This window comes from Polynucleobacter sp. SHI8, assembly GCF_027944005.1.
Classification (GTDB): domain Bacteria; phylum Pseudomonadota; class Gammaproteobacteria; order Burkholderiales; family Burkholderiaceae; genus Polynucleobacter.
Genome location: NZ_AP027204.1, coordinates 1,366,508 through 1,383,957, shown reverse-complemented (window position 1 = coordinate 1,383,957; position 17,450 = coordinate 1,366,508). Strand labels below are relative to the sequence as shown.

15 protein-coding genes are annotated in these 17,450 nt (G+C 41.6%); all 15 read left to right on the top strand.

The annotated features are described in order from the left end of the window. Nucleotides 1-175 precede the first annotated feature (175 nt). Entirely contained in the window at nucleotides 176-865 is a 690-nt protein-coding gene (scpB, locus tag QMN06_RS06955) for an SMC-Scp complex subunit ScpB (RefSeq protein WP_281969413.1), read from the top strand. Beyond that, nucleotides 858-2,630 carry a 23S rRNA pseudouridine(2605) synthase RluB gene (gene rluB, locus QMN06_RS06950; protein WP_281969412.1) on the top strand — a complete coding sequence of 591 codons (1,773 nt, stop codon included), beginning with the start codon at nucleotides 858-860 and terminating at the stop codon, nucleotides 2,628-2,630. The genes scpB and rluB overlap by 8 nt, the downstream gene beginning before the upstream one ends. A gap of 106 nt (nucleotides 2,631-2,736) precedes the next feature. Then, complete coding sequence (gene rimP, locus QMN06_RS06945) at nucleotides 2,737-3,231, top strand: ribosome maturation factor RimP (RefSeq protein ID WP_281971740.1); 495 nt, start codon at nucleotides 2,737-2,739, stop codon at nucleotides 3,229-3,231. Next, nucleotides 3,228-4,694 (top strand): transcription termination factor NusA, encoded by a 1,467-nt coding sequence (gene nusA, locus QMN06_RS06940; protein ID WP_281969411.1) that lies wholly within the window; start codon nucleotides 3,228-3,230, stop codon nucleotides 4,692-4,694. Before rimP ends, nusA begins: the two co-directional genes overlap by 4 nt. Nucleotides 4,695-4,708: 14 nt before the next feature. Next, complete coding sequence (gene infB / locus QMN06_RS06935) at nucleotides 4,709-7,489, top strand: translation initiation factor IF-2 (protein ID WP_281969410.1); 2,781 nt, start codon at nucleotides 4,709-4,711, stop codon at nucleotides 7,487-7,489. 6 nt (nucleotides 7,490-7,495) lie between these two features. Beyond that, nucleotides 7,496-7,873, top strand: a complete 378-nt coding sequence (rbfA, locus tag QMN06_RS06930) for a 30S ribosome-binding factor RbfA (protein WP_281969409.1) — start codon at nucleotides 7,496-7,498, stop codon at nucleotides 7,871-7,873. Next, nucleotides 7,873-8,892, top strand: a complete 1,020-nt coding sequence (gene truB / locus QMN06_RS06925; protein WP_281969408.1) for a tRNA pseudouridine(55) synthase TruB — start codon at nucleotides 7,873-7,875, stop codon at nucleotides 8,890-8,892. The genes rbfA and truB overlap by 1 nt, the downstream gene beginning before the upstream one ends. Before the next feature lie 23 nt (nucleotides 8,893-8,915). Continuing rightward, on the top strand, nucleotides 8,916-10,736 hold the full coding sequence (gene typA, locus QMN06_RS06920; RefSeq protein WP_281969407.1) for a translational GTPase TypA: 1,821 nt from the start codon (nucleotides 8,916-8,918) through the stop codon (nucleotides 10,734-10,736). Between the two features lie 25 nt (nucleotides 10,737-10,761). Further along, nucleotides 10,762-11,688, top strand: coding sequence for a pseudouridine synthase (locus tag QMN06_RS06915; protein ID WP_281969406.1), 927 nt, complete (start codon nucleotides 10,762-10,764; stop codon nucleotides 11,686-11,688). A gap of 236 nt (nucleotides 11,689-11,924) precedes the next feature. Then, nucleotides 11,925-13,193 carry an amino acid ABC transporter substrate-binding protein gene (locus QMN06_RS06910; protein ID WP_281969405.1) on the top strand — a complete coding sequence of 423 codons (1,269 nt, stop codon included), beginning with the start codon at nucleotides 11,925-11,927 and terminating at the stop codon, nucleotides 13,191-13,193. Nucleotides 13,194-13,253: 60 nt separating this feature from the next. Continuing rightward, a complete protein-coding gene (locus QMN06_RS06905) occupies nucleotides 13,254-14,135 on the top strand; it encodes a branched-chain amino acid ABC transporter permease (protein WP_281969404.1) in 882 nt (293 codons plus the stop codon). Beyond that, the gene (locus tag QMN06_RS06900) at nucleotides 14,132-15,064 is read left to right on the top strand and encodes a branched-chain amino acid ABC transporter permease (protein WP_281969403.1); all 933 of its coding nucleotides are present in this window, start codon (nucleotides 14,132-14,134) and stop codon (nucleotides 15,062-15,064) included. Before QMN06_RS06905 ends, QMN06_RS06900 begins: the two co-directional genes overlap by 4 nt. A gap of 2 nt (nucleotides 15,065-15,066) precedes the next feature. Next, nucleotides 15,067-15,813 (top strand): ABC transporter ATP-binding protein, encoded by a 747-nt coding sequence (locus QMN06_RS06895; RefSeq protein ID WP_281969402.1) that lies wholly within the window; start codon nucleotides 15,067-15,069, stop codon nucleotides 15,811-15,813. Further along, entirely contained in the window at nucleotides 15,803-16,531 is a 729-nt protein-coding gene (locus QMN06_RS06890; RefSeq protein WP_281969401.1) for an ABC transporter ATP-binding protein, read from the top strand. Before QMN06_RS06895 ends, QMN06_RS06890 begins: the two co-directional genes overlap by 11 nt. Nucleotides 16,532-16,546: 15 nt before the next feature. After that, nucleotides 16,547-17,443 carry a polysaccharide deacetylase family protein gene (locus QMN06_RS06885; protein WP_281969400.1) on the top strand — a complete coding sequence of 299 codons (897 nt, stop codon included), beginning with the start codon at nucleotides 16,547-16,549 and terminating at the stop codon, nucleotides 17,441-17,443. Nucleotides 17,444-17,450: the final 7 nt, after the last annotated feature.

The window sequence follows — 17,450 nt, the reverse complement described above, 5'->3', positions numbered from 1 at the left end:
ATTTACGTTCGTCTATAAAGTTTTATTTGTCACCTTTGACACTAATACATTCGACATTTCCAGTTAGAAAAAAGTCAAATCGTCGCAAATAAAAACCATTGTGGATCGTTGAATTCCATCACTCTTGATAGAGTTAGTAGAAAGTTATTATTGAAAGCAATTTCAAACCTCACTTATGATTGAAAACCATTACAAGCAAGTGCTTGAAACAGCACTTTTATGCAGTCCGGAACCCTTATCGATCAATGAACTCTCTCGCCTATATGGTGATGAGGTAACTCCAGAAAACATTATTACTTGGTTACATGAGTTACAAAGCGATTGGTCAGAAAAAGGCATGGAACTCGTTCATATCGCAACAGGATGGCGTTTTCAAAGTCGTATATCGATGCGGGAATACCTGGATCGAATGACAGTGGAAAAGCCACCTAAATATTCACGTGCAGTCATGGAGACATTGGCTATTATTGCTTATCGTCAACCAGTTACTCGTGGCGAGATAGAAGAAATACGAGGTGTAACAGTGAGTTCTCAGATTATTCGCCAACTAGAAGACCGGAATTGGATTGAAGTCATTGGTCATAAAGATAGCATTGGTAGACCTGCACTGTATGCGACAACTAAGCAATTTTTAGACGATATGAGCATACCTAATTTACAGTCTTTGCCCTCACTAGAGGACGGTGTTGTGGTAGATCAGATTGCTCAACAAGTCATTAACTTTGAGCAAACTTTATTGGATGAGTCTGCAATAGATAATGCCCTGGAAGAAGAGGCACAAAATTTAAGTACTGAGCATGAATCAAGTGAAGATGAAGAAGTTCCACACCCTGAATTAGAAGGGAAGAAGCCGAATAATGACTGAAAACGACATACCTGATGGTGCACCAAAGTTGCCTAAAATGGAGTCATCAGAGCAAACTGCAGTTTCAGATCAGACTTCTACTGGAGCTCAAGAGGGTGCAGCAAGCACAGAACCTAGGCGTCCAAGAAATCCTCGATTTGGTCGCAAGGGTGGTAAGTTTGGGCCTAAAAGACCGCGGCCTGAAGATGGTACCCAAGAGCCAATTCAAGCATCTGAAGACGGCCCATCAACCCCTAAATCGAATCGACATCGGCCTGCGAGCAGAGGGCCACATGCAAGAGCTTCTGCAAGTAATAAACCTAACCCGATCAAAGAACAAAGTGAGATGTTGTTTGCTCAGGTTGTCTCGGGGGAGTTTGATGCGATTTTAGAAACCCCAGAAAAGCCGGAAGCCTCATTGAATGGTGAAATGAGTGATGATCAATCCCAAGCAGTGATTGTTGATCCAAGTTTAAAAGCCCTAGAAGATGCTCAGTCGCGAGACTGGAAAGAGGATCACGATGGCGAGTCATCCGAATCAGATGAGCCAATTCAGCAATACCAATTTGCAAATGTCAATGAATTACCAATGTCGATGCGAGACGAAGTTTGGTCAGATCTCGATGGCTTAGATGATGATGTTGAAGACGAAGATACCGTTAAATTACATAAAGTACTAGCTGATGCTGGTATGGGATCGCGTCGAGAAATGGAAGATTTAATAATACAAGGGCGAGTTTCCGTCAATAGTATGCCGGCGCATATTGGACAACGTATTGGTGCAACTGATCAAGTTCGCATTAATGGCAAACTGGTACATCGTAAAATTCAGACTAAACCTCCTAGGGTATTGATGTATCACAAACCTACTGGCGAGATTGTTAGTCAGTCCGATCCAGAAGGGCGTCCTACAGTATTTGATCGTTTACCCAAGGCTAAAAATGGCCGATGGATTGCAGTAGGTCGTCTAGACTTCAATACCGAAGGACTGTTACTGTTTACCACCTCAGGTGAGTTAGCTAATCGACTCATGCACCCAAGATATGGCATTGAGAGGGAGTATGCAGTTCGTATTTTTGGTGAACTAGAGCATGAGCAAACGCAACTCTTAAAAAATGGTGTGACTCTAGAAGACGGTGTGGCTAAATTTTTACGACTTGCAGATGGTGGGGGTGATGGATCCAATCGTTGGTATCACGTTGCTTTGACAGAGGGTAAAAATCGCGAAGTTCGAAGAATGTTTGAAGCGGTTGGTCACATGGTGTCGCGGTTAATTCGAACAAGATACGGTATATTTGTGCTTCCTCCTCGCTTGAGAAGAGGGCAATTTGATGAAGTACCAGCGGATCAAGTTGTGCAACTGATGAAGATGGCTGGTTTAAAAACTGCTAATTTAGCCCTTTCCGGAACAGGTAAGCCTCACCAACGGGGTCAAGATCGTCAGCAAGATAGTCATGGTCAGCCTGACCCTATGCAGACGTCTGTGTCTTATTGGGGGTCTAGAGAAGCCCTCAAGATGGCAGACGGTCGTTTAGGCCTTACGCAGCACAAAAGCGGTCAAAATGGTCAAACCGGTAATGGTCACCATCCTTCTGGAGCAAAGAAAAATGGTCGAAGTAATCAAGGTCGACCTGGTGCGAGGGTTTCTCACGAGCATGGATTTGCAGGAGCAACTGGAAATGGCGGTCCCAATCCGCGTAATGCTAGGAATTCAAAAAATACAAAAAATCGACCTAAGTCTAACTTTAAAGGTCCTAGGCCAAAGAAATCTAGTGATTTAGGATAAATTCGTATATAATTCTATTTTGCTGAAATTTGTAAGAGTTTTGGTAAGAAATGGGCATTTGCCCATTTTTTTTTGCACAAAATGGTTTTGTTGAAGTTGAATAATGATGGTTAATCCAAACCAAGTGATTACTGAAGTAGTAGAAAACCTAGGGTACCAACTCGTTGATATTGAACGAGAAGGGAGAGGTTTACTTCGCGTGACGATTGAAAACATAGATTTCAATATCTTGATAAATGTGGGTGACTGTGAAAAAGTTAGTCATCAATTAACTTATACATTACCTGTAGAAAACGTTCCTTTTGAGAGATTAGAAGTTTCTTCTCCAGGGGTAGATCGCATTTTGAAAACTGCGCAAGACTTTGAACGATTCAAAGGCTTGGAGATTACGTTAAAGCTTCATATTGCGATGGGTAACCGTAAAAATTTTACTGGGATTTTGCAAGGTCTACTGAGTGGTGACCCGCAGTCTCGGGATGCAGTTTGGGGATTGTTGATTGAGCCGAAGCCTGGTGAACCAGCAATGCTTGAGTTTTCATTGGCCGACGTTGATAAAGCGCGGTTAGTTCCAGTACTTGATTTCAAAGGAAAAAAATCATGAGTCGTGAAGTTCTCCTCTTAGTAGATGCATTAGCACACGAAAAAAACGTAGATCGTGGAGTTGTTTTTGAAGCGTTAGAAATGGCGTTGTCTTCTGCGACTAAAAAGCGTTATGACACAGAAGTAGACATTCGCGTTGCGATTGATCGTCAGACTGGTGAGTATGAATCTTTCCGTCGTTGGTTAGTTGTTCCTAGTGAGTCTGGTTTACAGGAACCCGATAAAGAAATTTTGTTATTCGAAGCTCAAGAAGAAATTCCAGATATTGAGACTGGCGAATATATTGAAGAGCAGATTGAGTCTGAAGCATTTGGTCGTATTGGTGCACAAACTGCTAAGCAAGTGATTTTGCAGCGTATTCGTGATGCTGAGCGTGAGCAAATTCTGAATGATTTCTTGGAGCGTGGTGAAAAAATCATGAACGGTACCGTCAAGCGTGCCGACAAAAATGGCTTAATTATTGAGTCTGGACGAGTTGAAGCTCTGTTACGTCGTGATCAAATGATTCCGAAAGAAAATTTAAGAAGTGGCGATCGTGTTCGTGCTTATATTTTGAAAGTGGATCGTGAAGCTCGTGGTCCACAAATTGAATTATCGAGAACTTGCCCTGAGTTTTTATTAAAGCTATTTGAAAACGAAGTGCCAGAAATTGAGCAAGGACTTTTAGAGTTAAAGGGTGCAGCTCGAGATCCTGGCATTCGTGCGAAGATTGCCGTTGTAACTCACGACAAGCGGATTGATCCAATTGGAACGTGTGTGGGTGTTCGGGGCACACGTGTGACTGCCGTTAGAAATGAAGTTGCTGGTGAAGCGGTGGATATTGTATTGTGGTCTGAAGATCCAGCCCAGTTTGTCATTGGTGCATTAGCTCCCGCCCAAGTATCTTCCATCGTTGTTGACGAAGAAAAACATGTGATGGACGTGGTTGTGGATGAAGATAACTTAGCCATTGCGATTGGGCGAAGCGGTCAAAATGTTCGTTTAGCCAGTGAGTTAACTGGTTGGCAGATCAATATTATGACTCCTGAAGAGTCTGCGAAAAAACTAGAAGACGAAGTGCACAAAGTGCGTGAACTTTTCATGGCGAAATTGGACGTAGATGCTGAAGTTGCTGATATTTTGATTGAAGAGGGCTTTAATAGCTTAGAAGAGGTTGCTTATGTGCCTTTGAGTGAAATGCTTGAAATAGAAGCATTTGACGAGGATACTGTGAATGAGTTACGTACACGCGCAAGAGATTCGCTTGAAGCGGTTGATCTTTCTGCAAGTGGTGAAGTGTCTCAGGAGTTAAGTTCTGTCGTAGGCATTACAGCACAAATCATTGAGCAATTAAATGCGCATCAAATTTCTACACGCGATGATTTGGCTGAACTCGCTGTGGATGAGTTGGTTGAAATGACACAGATGGATGAAGAAAGTGCCAAGACTTTGATTATGACGGCACGAGCACATTGGTTTAATTAAAGAAGAGGGATCGCATGGCGACCACAACTGTAAAGATATTGGCTGAAGAGTTAAAGCGTTCGACCGACAATGTCCTTGAGCAATTGCGGTCGATTGGTATTGAAAAAAAAGAATTAACAGATACGCTTACGGATAAAGAGAAGAAGGCACTATTGGATCATATTGAAAAAACACCGGCACCAACAGACGCTAGTGGTAGAAAAAAAATCACGTTAACCAAGCGTGAAACAAGTGAAATTCGTCAATCAGACTCTGCTGGAAGAACTCGCACAGTTCAAGTAGAAGTTCGTAAAAAACGTGTTTTGGTCAAGCAGGATGAAACTCCAATAGAAGAAGTTTCGCAACCGCCAGCGATTGTTGAGGCTCCTAAACCAATTATCAATGAGCAGGAGTTAGCCAAGCGTGAAGCTGAAGCAAATCGTCAAGCGGAGTTATTGGCTAGACAAGAAGCTGAATTGCACGCGGCCAATGAAGAGAAAAAGATGAAGCAGCTAGCAGCCAAAGAGGCTGAAGAGCTTGCTAACAAGAAATTAGAGGAGTTACAAACGAAGGAGTCAGTTAAAGCGACTCCAGAAGTTGCTAAAGCCCCTGAAAAACCAACAACGCCAGTTGTTGAAGAAAAAGATGCAGCTGAAGAAGCCCTCAAATCGATTCGAGCCAGAAGAGCAATCGCGGAGGCTGAGGCATTAGCTATCCGTGAAATGATGAGTACCCCTTCAAAAGTATTGAAGGCACCTCCACCACCTACGCCTCCTGTTGTTGAGGATAAAAAAGGTACCTTACATAAGCCAGTTAAAGTTGAAAGTGCAGAAGATAAGAAAAAAGCGCTCCTTAAACCGACTGGTAAATTAATTAAGACAACTGAGACTTCTTCCACATGGCAAGAAGAAGGCGTAAAGAAAAAAACTACTCTTAAAACTCGAGGTGACTCTACGGGTGGTTTGGGCGGTGGTTGGAGAAGTGGTGGCGGTAAAAAGAAATCTCATGGATCTCAATCGGATGTAGCCACTAATTTCGTAGCACCGACGGAGCCAGTTATTCGAGATGTTCACATTCCTGAAACCATTACGGTTGCTGATTTATCGCACAAAATGGCAGTTAAAGCCGCTGAGGTTATTAAACTCTTGATGGGTATGGGACAAATGGTTACCATTAACCAAGTTCTTGATCAAGATACAGCAATGATTATTGTTCAAGAGATGGGCCACGTTGCACATGCTGCTAAATTAGATGACCCAGAGTTAGATCTTGGAGAACAAGCACAGGGTGACCAAGAGCAATTCACACGTCCTCCTGTAGTCACCGTGATGGGCCACGTGGACCACGGTAAAACTTCATTACTCGATAAAATTCGGTTCTCAAAAGTTGCCGCAGGTGAGGCTGGTGGTATTACGCAACACATTGGTGCGTATCACGTTGAAACCCCGCGTGGCATGATTACCTTTTTAGATACTCCAGGTCACGAGGCATTTACAGCAATGCGAGCTCGCGGTGCACAAGCAACTGATATTGTTATCTTAGTGGTTGCTGCCGATGATGGTGTGATGCCGCAGACAAAAGAGGCGATTGCGCACGCTAAAGCAGCAGGAGTACCAATTGTTGTTGCAGTGAATAAGATTGATAAGCCAGATGCAAATCCCGAACGCGTCAAGCAAGAGCTGGTTGCCGAACAAGTTGTACCGGAAGAATATGGTGGTGATTCCCCATTCATTGAAGTATCGGCGAAGACAGGTATTGGTATTGATGATCTGTTAGAAAACGTTCTTTTACAAGCTGAAGTGTTGGAATTAAAAGCGCCTGTTCAGGCACCAGCCAAAGGTCTCGTCATTGAAGCAAGATTAGATAAAGGTAAGGGACCTGTGGCAACCATTTTGGTTCAAAGTGGAACATTAAAACGAGGCGATATGTTGCTCGTTGGACAATCCTTTGGACGTGTCAGAGCGATGCTAGATGAAAATGGTAAACCGTGTAATGAGGCTGGTCCGTCAATTCCTGTTGAAATTCAGGGATTATCTGAAGTGCCGGCTGCGGGAGAAGAAGTATTAGTGGTTTCTGACGAACGTAAAGCACGAGAAATCGCGCTATTTCGCCAAGGTAAGTACAGAGATGTCAAACTAGCTAAGCAGCAAGCTGTCAAACTAGAGAACATGTTTGAAAATGTTGGTGAAGGTAGTGTTGAGACCAAATTTTTGCCGATCATTATTAAAGCAGATGTGCAAGGCTCTCAAGAAGCTTTGTCACAATCCTTGATGAAGCTCTCTACACCAGAAGTTCGAGTTCAAATTGTGCATGCTGCAGTTGGCGGTATTACAGAGACTGATATTAATTTAGCGGTTGCCTCAAAAGCTGTGGTAATTGGCTTTAATTCCCGCGCAGATGCATTGGCCCGTAAGTTAGCTGAATCTAATGGTGTTGATATTCGTTACTACAACATTATTTATGATGCAGTAGATGAAATCAAGGCAGCGATGAGCGGCATGTTGACACCTGATAAGAAAGAAGAAATCACCGGTATGGTTGAGATTCGTCAAGTCTTTACGGTATCCAAAATTGGCTCTATTGCGGGTTGTTTGGTTATCGATGGTGTGATTAAGCGTACGTCTAAAGCAAGATTGCTGCGTGACAATGTGGTTGTTTGGACGGGTGAGTTAGATTCCTTGAAGCGTTTTAAAGATGATGCTAAAGAAGTTCGTGCAGGTCTTGAATGTGGACTTTCTCTGAAAAACTATAACGATATTAAAGAAGGCGATCAATTAGAGATCTTCGAAGTGACGGAAGTTGCAAGAACTCTATAAAATTTCATGGCAAAAGCTCCTAAACACCGCAACCAGCGTGTTGCGGATCAGATCCAGAGGGATTTGGCACAGATTATTCCACAGGAGATTCGTGATTCCTCTATGGGGCTTGTTACTCTGCAATCGGTTGAGTTAACGCCAGATATGGCACATGCCAAAGTGTATTACTCTGTTTTAGGGGCAGATCCTGAAATTGCCGCTCGTATTTTTAAAGAAAAAGCTGGTTTATTACATTCAATTCTTTTTAAACGTTTGCATATTCACACAGTACCTACCCTGCATTTTTTTCATGATCAATCGATCGAGCGTGGTATTGAGATGTCACGTTTAATTGATCGTGCCTTACAAAGTTCAGTACCGGAAAACCCCAAAGAGGATCATTAATGCGCAATGAAACATTGCGCTGGACTGATGGGGTTGTATTACTAGACAAACCCCGCGGGATCAGCTCTCAAAAAGCAGTGACCATGGTCAAGCATGCTTGTCATGCTGATAAAGCTGGTCATACTGGAACTTTAGATCCTTTAGCAACCGGTTTACTAGCTGTTTGTTTGGGAGAGGCAACTAAATATTCCCAAGATTTATTTAATGCAGATAAGTCGTATATTGCCACCTTACTGTTCGGAGTTACAACAGATACTGGTGATGCCGAAGGAAAGATCATTGCTCGTGCAGATGAGCCTACGAGCCTGTGGGTTGAGAGTTTTGCTGAGCAATTACAGCAAATACTTCCCCGATTTATGGGGAATATTGCTCAAGTGCCCCCGATGTATTCTGCGATTAAGCGTGATGGTAGACCCCTTTACGCTTACGCTAGAGAAGGGGAAATATTTGACCTTGAAGCAAGACAGATTCAGATAACAGAATTAGAGGTTTTATCCTGTTCATGGCCAGTAGCTGTGATTAAAGTGAGTTGTAGTAAGGGAACCTATATCCGTAGCTTAATTTCTGATTTGGGTGATGCTTTAGGTTGTGGCGCACATATGACAGAACTGCGTCGAACTCGGATTGGTCATTTGCACCTGAGAGAGTCTCAATCGATGGAAGAAGTGATAGAGAGCGTCAAAATGATGGAAGTTGATTCATTAATTACCCATGTACCAGCCATTGTAGTAGAGCATCATCTTGCATTGCGTTTAAAAATGGGCCAAAGAATCAATGTGCGAGAACTGCTTTCCCAAGAATCAGAGGACCTATTGAGTCAACCCATACTCAGAATTTATCATTTGCAACAAAACTCCAAGCAATTTATGGGGCTTGTAGACCAAAAAAATGGAGTATTACATCCTAAAAGATTACTTGCAACAGATCGTTTGGAGAACGTATTAGAACAAGGACTTATTTCGCAACATTTCAGTACTGACATATCCATCAAGCATCATTTAGAGAATTCTCATTTTTAGTTTTTATTTTTGAAAGTATTACGATGACACAACGCGCTATTAGAAACATTGCAATTATTGCCCACGTCGACCACGGTAAAACAACCTTAGTTGACCAATTACTTCGCCAATCTGGAACATTTAGATCAAATCAAGCTGTTACAGAACGAGTGATGGATTCAAATGATTTGGAAAAAGAACGTGGTATTACTATTTTGGCTAAAAACTGTGCGGTTGAGTATGAAGGCACGCATATTAATATCGTTGACACCCCGGGTCACGCGGACTTTGGTGGCGAGGTTGAGCGAGTATTATCGATGGTTGACGGCGTATTGCTCCTAGTAGATGCAGTTGAAGGCCCAATGCCACAGACACGTTTCGTGACAAAGAAAGCTTTGGCTTTAGGACTTCGACCCATTGTCGTTGTTAACAAAGTAGACCGTCCAGGTGCACGTATTGAATACGTTGAGAATTCAACATTTGAACTATTTGATAAATTAGGTGCAACAGAAGAGCAATTGGATTTCCCGATTGTTTATGCATCTGGTTTAAATGGATTTTCTGGATTAAGTCCAGACGTGCGCGAAGGTGATATGCGCGCTCTATTTGAGACCATCATCGAACATGTTCCAGTGCGTGATGATGACACAACAGGCCCATTGCAATTACAGATTTCTTCGATTGATTACAACAGTTATGTCGGTAAGATTGGCGTCGGTCGTATTTCACGCGGCACGATTAAACCAGGTATGGATGTGATTTGTATGAACGGTAGTGAAGGTACACCCTTCAAAGGTCGTATTAATCAATGTCTAAAATTTAAAGGTCTTGAACGCGAGCAAGTTTCCGAAGCTATTGCTGGAGATATCGTTTTGATCAACGGAATTGAAGATATTGCGATTGGTACCACCATTTGTGCAGTTGACAATCCAGACCCATTACCAATGTTAAAAGTCGACGAACCGACATTAACAATGAACTTTATGGTCAACACAAGTCCATTAGCTGGTCGTGAAGGTAAGTTTGTTACAAGTCGACAATTAAGAGATCGTTTAGATCGTGAGTTGAAAGCCAATATGGCTTTACGCGTTAAAGATACCGACGACGATACTATTTTTGAAGTCTCTGGTCGTGGTGAACTTCATTTAACTATTTTGATTGAAAACATGCGTCGTGAAGGTTATGAGCTCGCTGTTTCAAGACCAAGAGTTGTTTTTCATGAAGACGAAAATGGTAACAAGTTAGAGCCTTATGAAAATCTCACAGTCGACGTGGAAGATACTACACAGGGTTCTGTGATGGAAGAGTTGGGTAAACGTAAAGGCGAACTGCTTGACATGGTTAGTGATGGTAAAGGACGTACACGTTTAGAGTACAGAATTCCAGCAAGGGGCTTAATTGGGTTTCAGGGTGATTTCTTAACCATGACTCGCGGTACAGGTTTGATGAGTCATACCTTTGATGCATATGATCAAGTCAGAGACGGGATGTTAGGTGAGCGTCATAACGGTGTTTTGATCAGTCAAGATAATGGTGAAGCAGTTGCTTATGCCTTATGGAAATTGCAAGATCGTGGCCGCATGTTTGTGGTACCTGGCGATCCTTTATATGAAGGAATGATTATTGGTATTCACAGTCGCGATAATGACTTGGTTGTCAACCCGATCAAGGGTAAGCAATTAACGAACGTGCGAGCATCGGGAACTGATGAAGCAGTGCGTTTAGTTCCGGCGATTCAGATGTCCTTGGAATATGCTGTTGAATTCATTGCCGATGACGAGCTAGTTGAAGTCACTCCAAAGAGTATTCGACTTCGGAAACGTTATCTCAAAGAGCACGAGCGTAAAAAAGCTTCTAGAGATTAATTCAGATGATTTAGGTTCTTCTATTGTGAATAAGAATCTACAAAATTTGAATGGCGTTGGGCCAAGTAAGGTTTTTCTTCCAGAAGGACCTTACTTAACCGTACTAGATTTTTTAGAAAGACGCTTTCCAAGAGGCACAAGAGCTGGTTGGGAAAAGCGCATGCAAGCTGGACGTGTTTTGAATCAAGATGGTCAGGCACTTCTGCCTGATGCGTGCTATTTGCCAAGATCCATTGTTTATTACTATCGTGAAGTAGTAGAGAACTTTGTCATTCCTTTTCAAGAAAACATTATTTACGAAGACGAATACTTATTGGTAGCTGATAAGCCGCATTATTTACCGGTAACACCAGTAGGACCGTATATACAAGAAACCTTATTGGTTCGACTTCGACAACGTACAGGAATAGATGAGCTGAGTGCCGTGCATCGCTTAGATCTTGAAACCGCAGGTTTAGTAATGTTCACGAAACAAAGCTCCACGCGAAATGTTTATGCTCAGTTATTTCGAAACCGCTTGGTAGATAAAACATATTTAGCTGTAGCGTCCTTTACGAACCAGCATACATGGCCACTCGAATACACAAGCCGAATAGAAAACTCTCATCAGTTCATGAAAATGCAAGATCGGGAGGGTGATGAAAACGCAATTACTCAAATTGATCTTATCGAAAGAAGTGGTGATCAAGCTTTATATCAATTAAAGCCATTGACTGGAAAAAAACATCAACTCAGAGTCCATATGAATGCGCTTGGGATCCCGATTTTGCATGATCAGATTTATCCTCAAATGCAGGCCTATTTGGCGCCAGAAGATAGAAATTACGATAAGCCAATGCAGTTATTAGCTAAAAGCTTGGCATTTACAGACCCTATTACTGGTCAAGAGAATTATTTTGAATCACAATTAAAACTACAGTGGCCTCATATTGATCTAATTGATCAAAGTTAGATATAAATAAATTTGCAATACTTGGCAAAAGAGTAAAGAAATCGTTGGCATTAATAGTATTTAATTTATATAATTTAACTTATACTAATCAATAGCTTATTAATTTAAAAAGACTAAATTACCGCCTCATTACAGATGCTTAATCATGAACACACTCATCTCTAAGGGTTTTCCATAGATAGCATTTTTTTGAAAATAGATTAGCATTTGATCATTAGTTTAATAAGGAGATTTATATGTTTGTATCAAATATGCGTCGTCGTCTTTTAGTGGCAGCAGTTACTATGATGGCTTCTTTCGGTATAGCTACAGTATCTGTTGCTCAGAACAAGCCGCCACTGAAAATTGGTTTTGGTATGGGTTTGACCGGTGGTATGGCTGCTAACGGTAAAGCCGCCTTAGTTTCTATGGAAATTTGGCGTGAAGAAATTAATAAAAAAGGTGGTTTATTAGGACGTCAAGTTGAGTTTGTTTACTATGACGATCAAAGTAATCCTTCTTTAGTTCCCGGTATTTACACAAAACTATTAGACGTTGATAAAGTTGATTTGATCATCTCTGGTTATGGAACAAACTTAATTGCTCCAGCGATGCCGATTGCGATGCAACGTAACTTATTGTTCATGACCTTGTTTGGTACAAACGTTAATGCCAAGTTTAATTACCCTGGTTATTTCCAAATGATGCCGAACGGTAAAGAGCCTGCAGTTGGTTTAGCTGGCGGCTTTTTTGATGCGGCAATGACTGCAAAGAAAAAACCTACCACTGTGGCGATTGTTGGTGGTGATAATGAGTTCGCAGCAATGACGATCGAAGGTGCACGTGTTGTGGCGAAAAAATACAATCTCAAAGTTGTATATGACAAAACGTATCCGCCAAATACAACTGACTACACACCAATTCTTCGTGCAGTTCAAGCAACTAATCCGGACATTGTTTTCTTTGCTTCATATCCAAATGAGACCCCTGGTGTCATTCGCGCTGCTCGTGAGATTGGTCTGAAAACTGAAGTATTTGGTGGAACCATGATTGGTCTAGGATTTGCCGCAGTTAAAAAACAATTGGGACCTTTACTCAATGGTGTTGTAGGTTATGAGTTGTATGCTGCTGAGAAAACAGTAAACTTCCCTGGTATTGATGCATTCTTGAAAATTTATCAATCACGTGCCGAAAAAGAGGGTGTTGATCCTTTAGGATACTACTTACCTCCTTATGCATATGCCGAAATGGAAATCTTGGGTAATGCCATTACTACGGTTGGTAGTCTTGATCAGAAGAAACTCATCGACTATATTCGTGCAACTACACACAAAACTGTTGTTGGTGATGTGAAGTTCGCTTCAAATGGTGAGTGGGAAGTAGGTCGTCCGATGTATGTTCAATACCGTGGTGTGAAAGGTAATGAAATTGACCAATTCCGTAAAGCAGGTCCATCAGCCATTATTTCTCCTAAAGAACTTAAGTCTGGCGAGTTGATTACTCCATATCAAGAAGCAAGTAAGTAATACTTCCTTTTAATCAGTCCCCAATCGTTCAGATTGGGGATCTATTTATAGAATTGAGTTATGGATATTTCTTTAGATTTGCTCTTTAATGCAATCATCTCTGGAGTGTTGCTCGGAGGTTTTTATGCTGCGATGAGCTTAGGTATTTCAATTTCATTTGGTATGTTAGATATTGTGAATATCTCTCATCCAGTCATGATTATTCTTGGAGCATATTTAACCTGGTGGTTAAATGAGAAGTTTGGGGTTGACCCAATACTCGCTGCTGTTATTATGGCGCCATTCTTTTTGCTACTCGGTATTTTTATTTACCGAATTTACTATGACCGTTTTGAAAGAGAGGCAGGCGGGGGAGACTCATTACGAGGCTTGGCCTTTTTCTTTGGACTGCTTTTCATTATCGAAATGATTTTGATTTTATTATTTGGTGTTGATTATCGTAACGTGAACACTTCTTACACTGATGTATCTCTCAATTTAGGTTTTGTGAATTTACCATACCGATTATTGATTCCATGTGTATTATCCGTTGGTCTGTTATTACTCATCCGTGAATTCTTTAGAAGAACCTACTTTGGTCGTGCGGTGAGTGCGGTTGCGCAAGATCCATTAGCTTTGCAACTGATGGGAGTTAATCCAGTCAAGATTAAAGGTTATGCTTTTGGCTTATCACTCATGGTTGCGGGATTTAGTGGCGCAATGCTCATGATTATTCAAAGTGTTCAGCCCGCCGCCGGTCGAGAATATATTGGATTAGTCTTTGCTGTTTGCGTTTTAGGTGGCATGGGTAATTTGATGGGGACTTTATTTGCTGCCATGATTTTAGGGATTGCTGAGAGTATGACTTCAACCTTTGCTGGCCCGTCTTGGGCCCCTGCAGTTTCATTTGGACTGTTATTGTTAACCTTAGCATTTAGACCACAAGGAATTTTTGGAAAATGAAAAATAATTCAAAATTTCTTTTTGGCATGCTCGTCTTTGCGGCTGTCTTAGGTTCTCTTCCCTTTTTAATTAAGTCTGAGTATTTCTTCTTTGCGGCTTATTCAGTATTACAGTTTGTGATTTTGGCTACGGCTTGGAATATTTTAGGCGGGTATGCGGGATATGTGAACTTTGGATCAGCAGCATTTTTTGCCATTGGCGCTTATGCTACGGTTGCAGGTTTTAAGTTGCAATTACCGCAGGGAGTCAATATCTTATTAGGGACTTTCATTGCTGGTTTGGTTGGTTTAGGCATGGGCTATTTAACTCTAAGACTCAAGGGAGTATTCTTCTCCATTGCAACCTTAGCCTTATCCGTTGTGCTCTTGACCATCGTCATCAATACACCGTTCCTAGGTGGTGCGCGTGGCGTTTACGTTATTGTTCCTCGTGAATCCCCAATTGGTGTAGGTCAATATATTCATTGGTTGTATTTTCTGATCTTAGGAATGGCTATTCTTTCTGTGATAGTTGCACGCTATATTCAGCATTCATCATTAGGTCAGGGCTTAATGGCAATTCGTGATGATGAGCTTGCTGCGGAAGGTTTGGGTGTGCCGACATTACGCTTAAAACTCTATGCAACAACCATTAGTGGAGCGATGATGGGTCTGGCGGGTACAACTTTCCCATATCTGATTACTTATATGGAACCAACTGCTGCATTTAATTTATCCTTTGCTGTCAATAGTATTGCCATGCCAATTGTTGGTGGTTTGGGATCTTGGTTAGGCCCGTTGATTGGTGCATTACTATTGGGATCAATTCAGCAAGTTGCCTCTGTGACTTTGTCATCGACATGGAATTTGTTAATTGTTGGTGGCATGTTGGTTTTCTTTGTGACCTTGGCTCCAAATGGAATCATGGGTATTTTTAAGAAAAAAAATTAAATATGACAAATCATTCACAAGAACCCCTCGTAAAAGCCACAGGAATTATTAAAAAATTTGGTGGTTTTACAGCTTTAAATAATGTGGAATTAGTGATACATCCAGGTGAGCGTTTAGGTCTTATTGGTCCTAATGGTTCAGGAAAAAGTACCTTGGTGAACTGTATTTCTGGTATGTTAAAAATTGATGGTGGCAGCGTTAGTTTGCGTGGGGAAGATATTAGTGCTCTAAGCCCGCATGAGCGTGTCCATGCTGGTATCGCTAGAAGTTTTCAGATTCCAAAGCCTTTTAAATCGATGACAGTTTTAGAAAATATAAAAGTGGTCATTAATTTCTCTGGTAACCGAAGAGCAGATTCCGATGATCAACGCAGCATTGATGAAAAAGCGATTGCAATTGTTCAAAGCGTTGGATTGCAGAATAAAGCTGATGCGATATCAGCAGGATTAACACAGGTTGAATTACGTAAACTCGAATTGGCACGAGCAATGTCAGCAAATCCACAATTGTTAATTGCTGATGAAGCTCTAGCAGGCTTATCTGGGGCAGAGGTCGATGAAATTCTCGAGCTGATTATGAGTATGAAGCAAAAAGGTATCTCTGTATTAATGATTGAGCACATCATGAGTGCCGTCATGCAGTTCTCAGAGCGTTTAATGGTCTTAGTGGCAGGAACTAAAGTAGCTGATGGTAACCCACAAGATGTAATCAATAATCCCGAAGTGATAAAGGCATATCTTGGCGAATAAAATTATTCTGAAAGACATTGATGCCGCATATGGAGCGGTACAGGTCTTGCATGGTATATCCATGGAAGTTTCTAATGGTGAGACGGTTGCATTACTTGGTACGAATGGTAATGGTAAATCGACGTTAATTAAATGTGTAGCTGGATTAGTAAAGCCTACTGCGGGTCGTGCTGAGGTAGTAATCGATGATGTCACGCATGACTTAAGAAAGCTAGCCCCTGAAGAGATTGTTAATTTAGGTGTAGCAATGGTTCCAGAGGGAAGAAGATTATTTCCGCTACTTAGCGTGAAAGAAAATCTTTTACTAGGAGCCTCAAGAGCGCATGCTAGAGCCCATGTGAATGAAACGATGGAATATTGTTTTGAGGTATTCCCAAAGTTACGTGAGCGTGCAAGTCAACGAGCAGGAAGTATGAGTGGTGGAGAACAACAAATGGTTGCTCTAGCTCGTGCGCTCATGAGTATGCCGAAGATTTTGTTGATTGATGAACCATCCGTTGGTTTAGCTCCCATCATCGTGAAGCAAATGATTGATAAGATTGGTGAATTAAAAGTACAAAAAGGTTTGACTGTACTGATGGCGGAACAAAACTTTACACAAGCGATGCGGATTGCAGATCGAGGCTATGTGATTGTGCATGGTGAGATCAAGATTGAAGGTAGTGCGGCTGAGCTTGCAAGTAATGATATTGTTCGTAAGTTATATATGGGTGTTTAAGACAAAGGTTATATAGTGAAATATTCTTTACCAAGTGAACGCGTTCCTTTTGTTCCTATCGTTGATCGTCCACAATGGAATTTACCAAACGGCAATAACTTATTAGTTTGGATTATTGTGAATGTAGAACATTGGACGATGGCAAATGCCATGCCAAGAATGGTTTTAAGCCCGCCGATGGGGCAGCCCTTATTGCCGGATGTACCGAACTGGTCATGGCATGAGTACGGAATGCGTGTGGGTTTTTGGCGTATTTTTGATGCACTGGTACAAAGAAGTATCGTCCCGACATTAGCAACTAACGGTATTGTTTGTGAGTCTTATCCGAGAGTTGTGGAATCCACTCTAAAACATGGTTGGGAAATGATGGGTCATTCTTATGTACAAGGCCCAATGCATAAATTACCTAATCAATTAGAGTCTATTGAAAAGACCATTGATACGATTAAAAATTTCACGGGTCAGGCACCGATTGGTTGGGAAAGTCCGGGACTTACGGAAAATGAAGAAACGATCGATCATTTATCGAAAGCTGGTATTCAGTATGTTGCTGACTGGCCCCTAGATGATCAGCCGACATGGATTGAGGCTTCACCCAAGCCAGTTTTATCTGTGCCATATACAGTTGAAACAAATGACATACCCATGATGTTGCTCCAACAACATCGTGGTGAAGAAATGTTATTGCGTGGCCGTGAACAATTTGATCGTTTACTCGCTGATAGTCATACGATACCTCGTGTGATGGCAATCAGTGTGCATCCTTACATTACAGGTGCTGCTCATCGAATTGGTTATTTTGAGCAACTTTTGGATTACATACAATCCAAAAAAGGTGTTTCAATTAGAACGGGTGAGCAGATCAATGATTTATATCGTGCGCAGTTCCCTGCGCCGGTGAGCAAGAAATAACAACAAT

Excerpts from the sequence above, each read along its gene's own strand:
- scpB (WP_281969413.1), top strand. The coding sequence starts at position 176 with ATGATTGAAAACCATTACAAGCAAGTGCTTGAAACAGCACTTTTATGC.
- rluB (WP_281969412.1), top strand. The coding sequence starts at position 858 with ATGACTGAAAACGACATACCTGATGGTGCACCAAAGTTGCCTAAAATG.
- rimP (WP_281971740.1), top strand. The coding sequence starts at position 2,737 with ATGGTTAATCCAAACCAAGTGATTACTGAAGTAGTAGAAAACCTAGGG.
- nusA (WP_281969411.1), top strand. The coding sequence starts at position 3,228 with ATGAGTCGTGAAGTTCTCCTCTTAGTAGATGCATTAGCACACGAAAAA.
- infB (WP_281969410.1), top strand. The coding sequence starts at position 4,709 with ATGGCGACCACAACTGTAAAGATATTGGCTGAAGAGTTAAAGCGTTCG.
- rbfA (WP_281969409.1), top strand. The coding sequence starts at position 7,496 with ATGGCAAAAGCTCCTAAACACCGCAACCAGCGTGTTGCGGATCAGATC.
- truB (WP_281969408.1), top strand. The coding sequence starts at position 7,873 with ATGCGCAATGAAACATTGCGCTGGACTGATGGGGTTGTATTACTAGAC.
- typA (WP_281969407.1), top strand. The coding sequence starts at position 8,916 with ATGACACAACGCGCTATTAGAAACATTGCAATTATTGCCCACGTCGAC.
- QMN06_RS06910 (WP_281969405.1), top strand. The coding sequence starts at position 11,925 with ATGTTTGTATCAAATATGCGTCGTCGTCTTTTAGTGGCAGCAGTTACT.
- QMN06_RS06905 (WP_281969404.1), top strand. The coding sequence starts at position 13,254 with ATGGATATTTCTTTAGATTTGCTCTTTAATGCAATCATCTCTGGAGTG.
- QMN06_RS06900 (WP_281969403.1), top strand. The coding sequence starts at position 14,132 with ATGAAAAATAATTCAAAATTTCTTTTTGGCATGCTCGTCTTTGCGGCT.
- QMN06_RS06895 (WP_281969402.1), top strand. The coding sequence starts at position 15,067 with ATGACAAATCATTCACAAGAACCCCTCGTAAAAGCCACAGGAATTATT.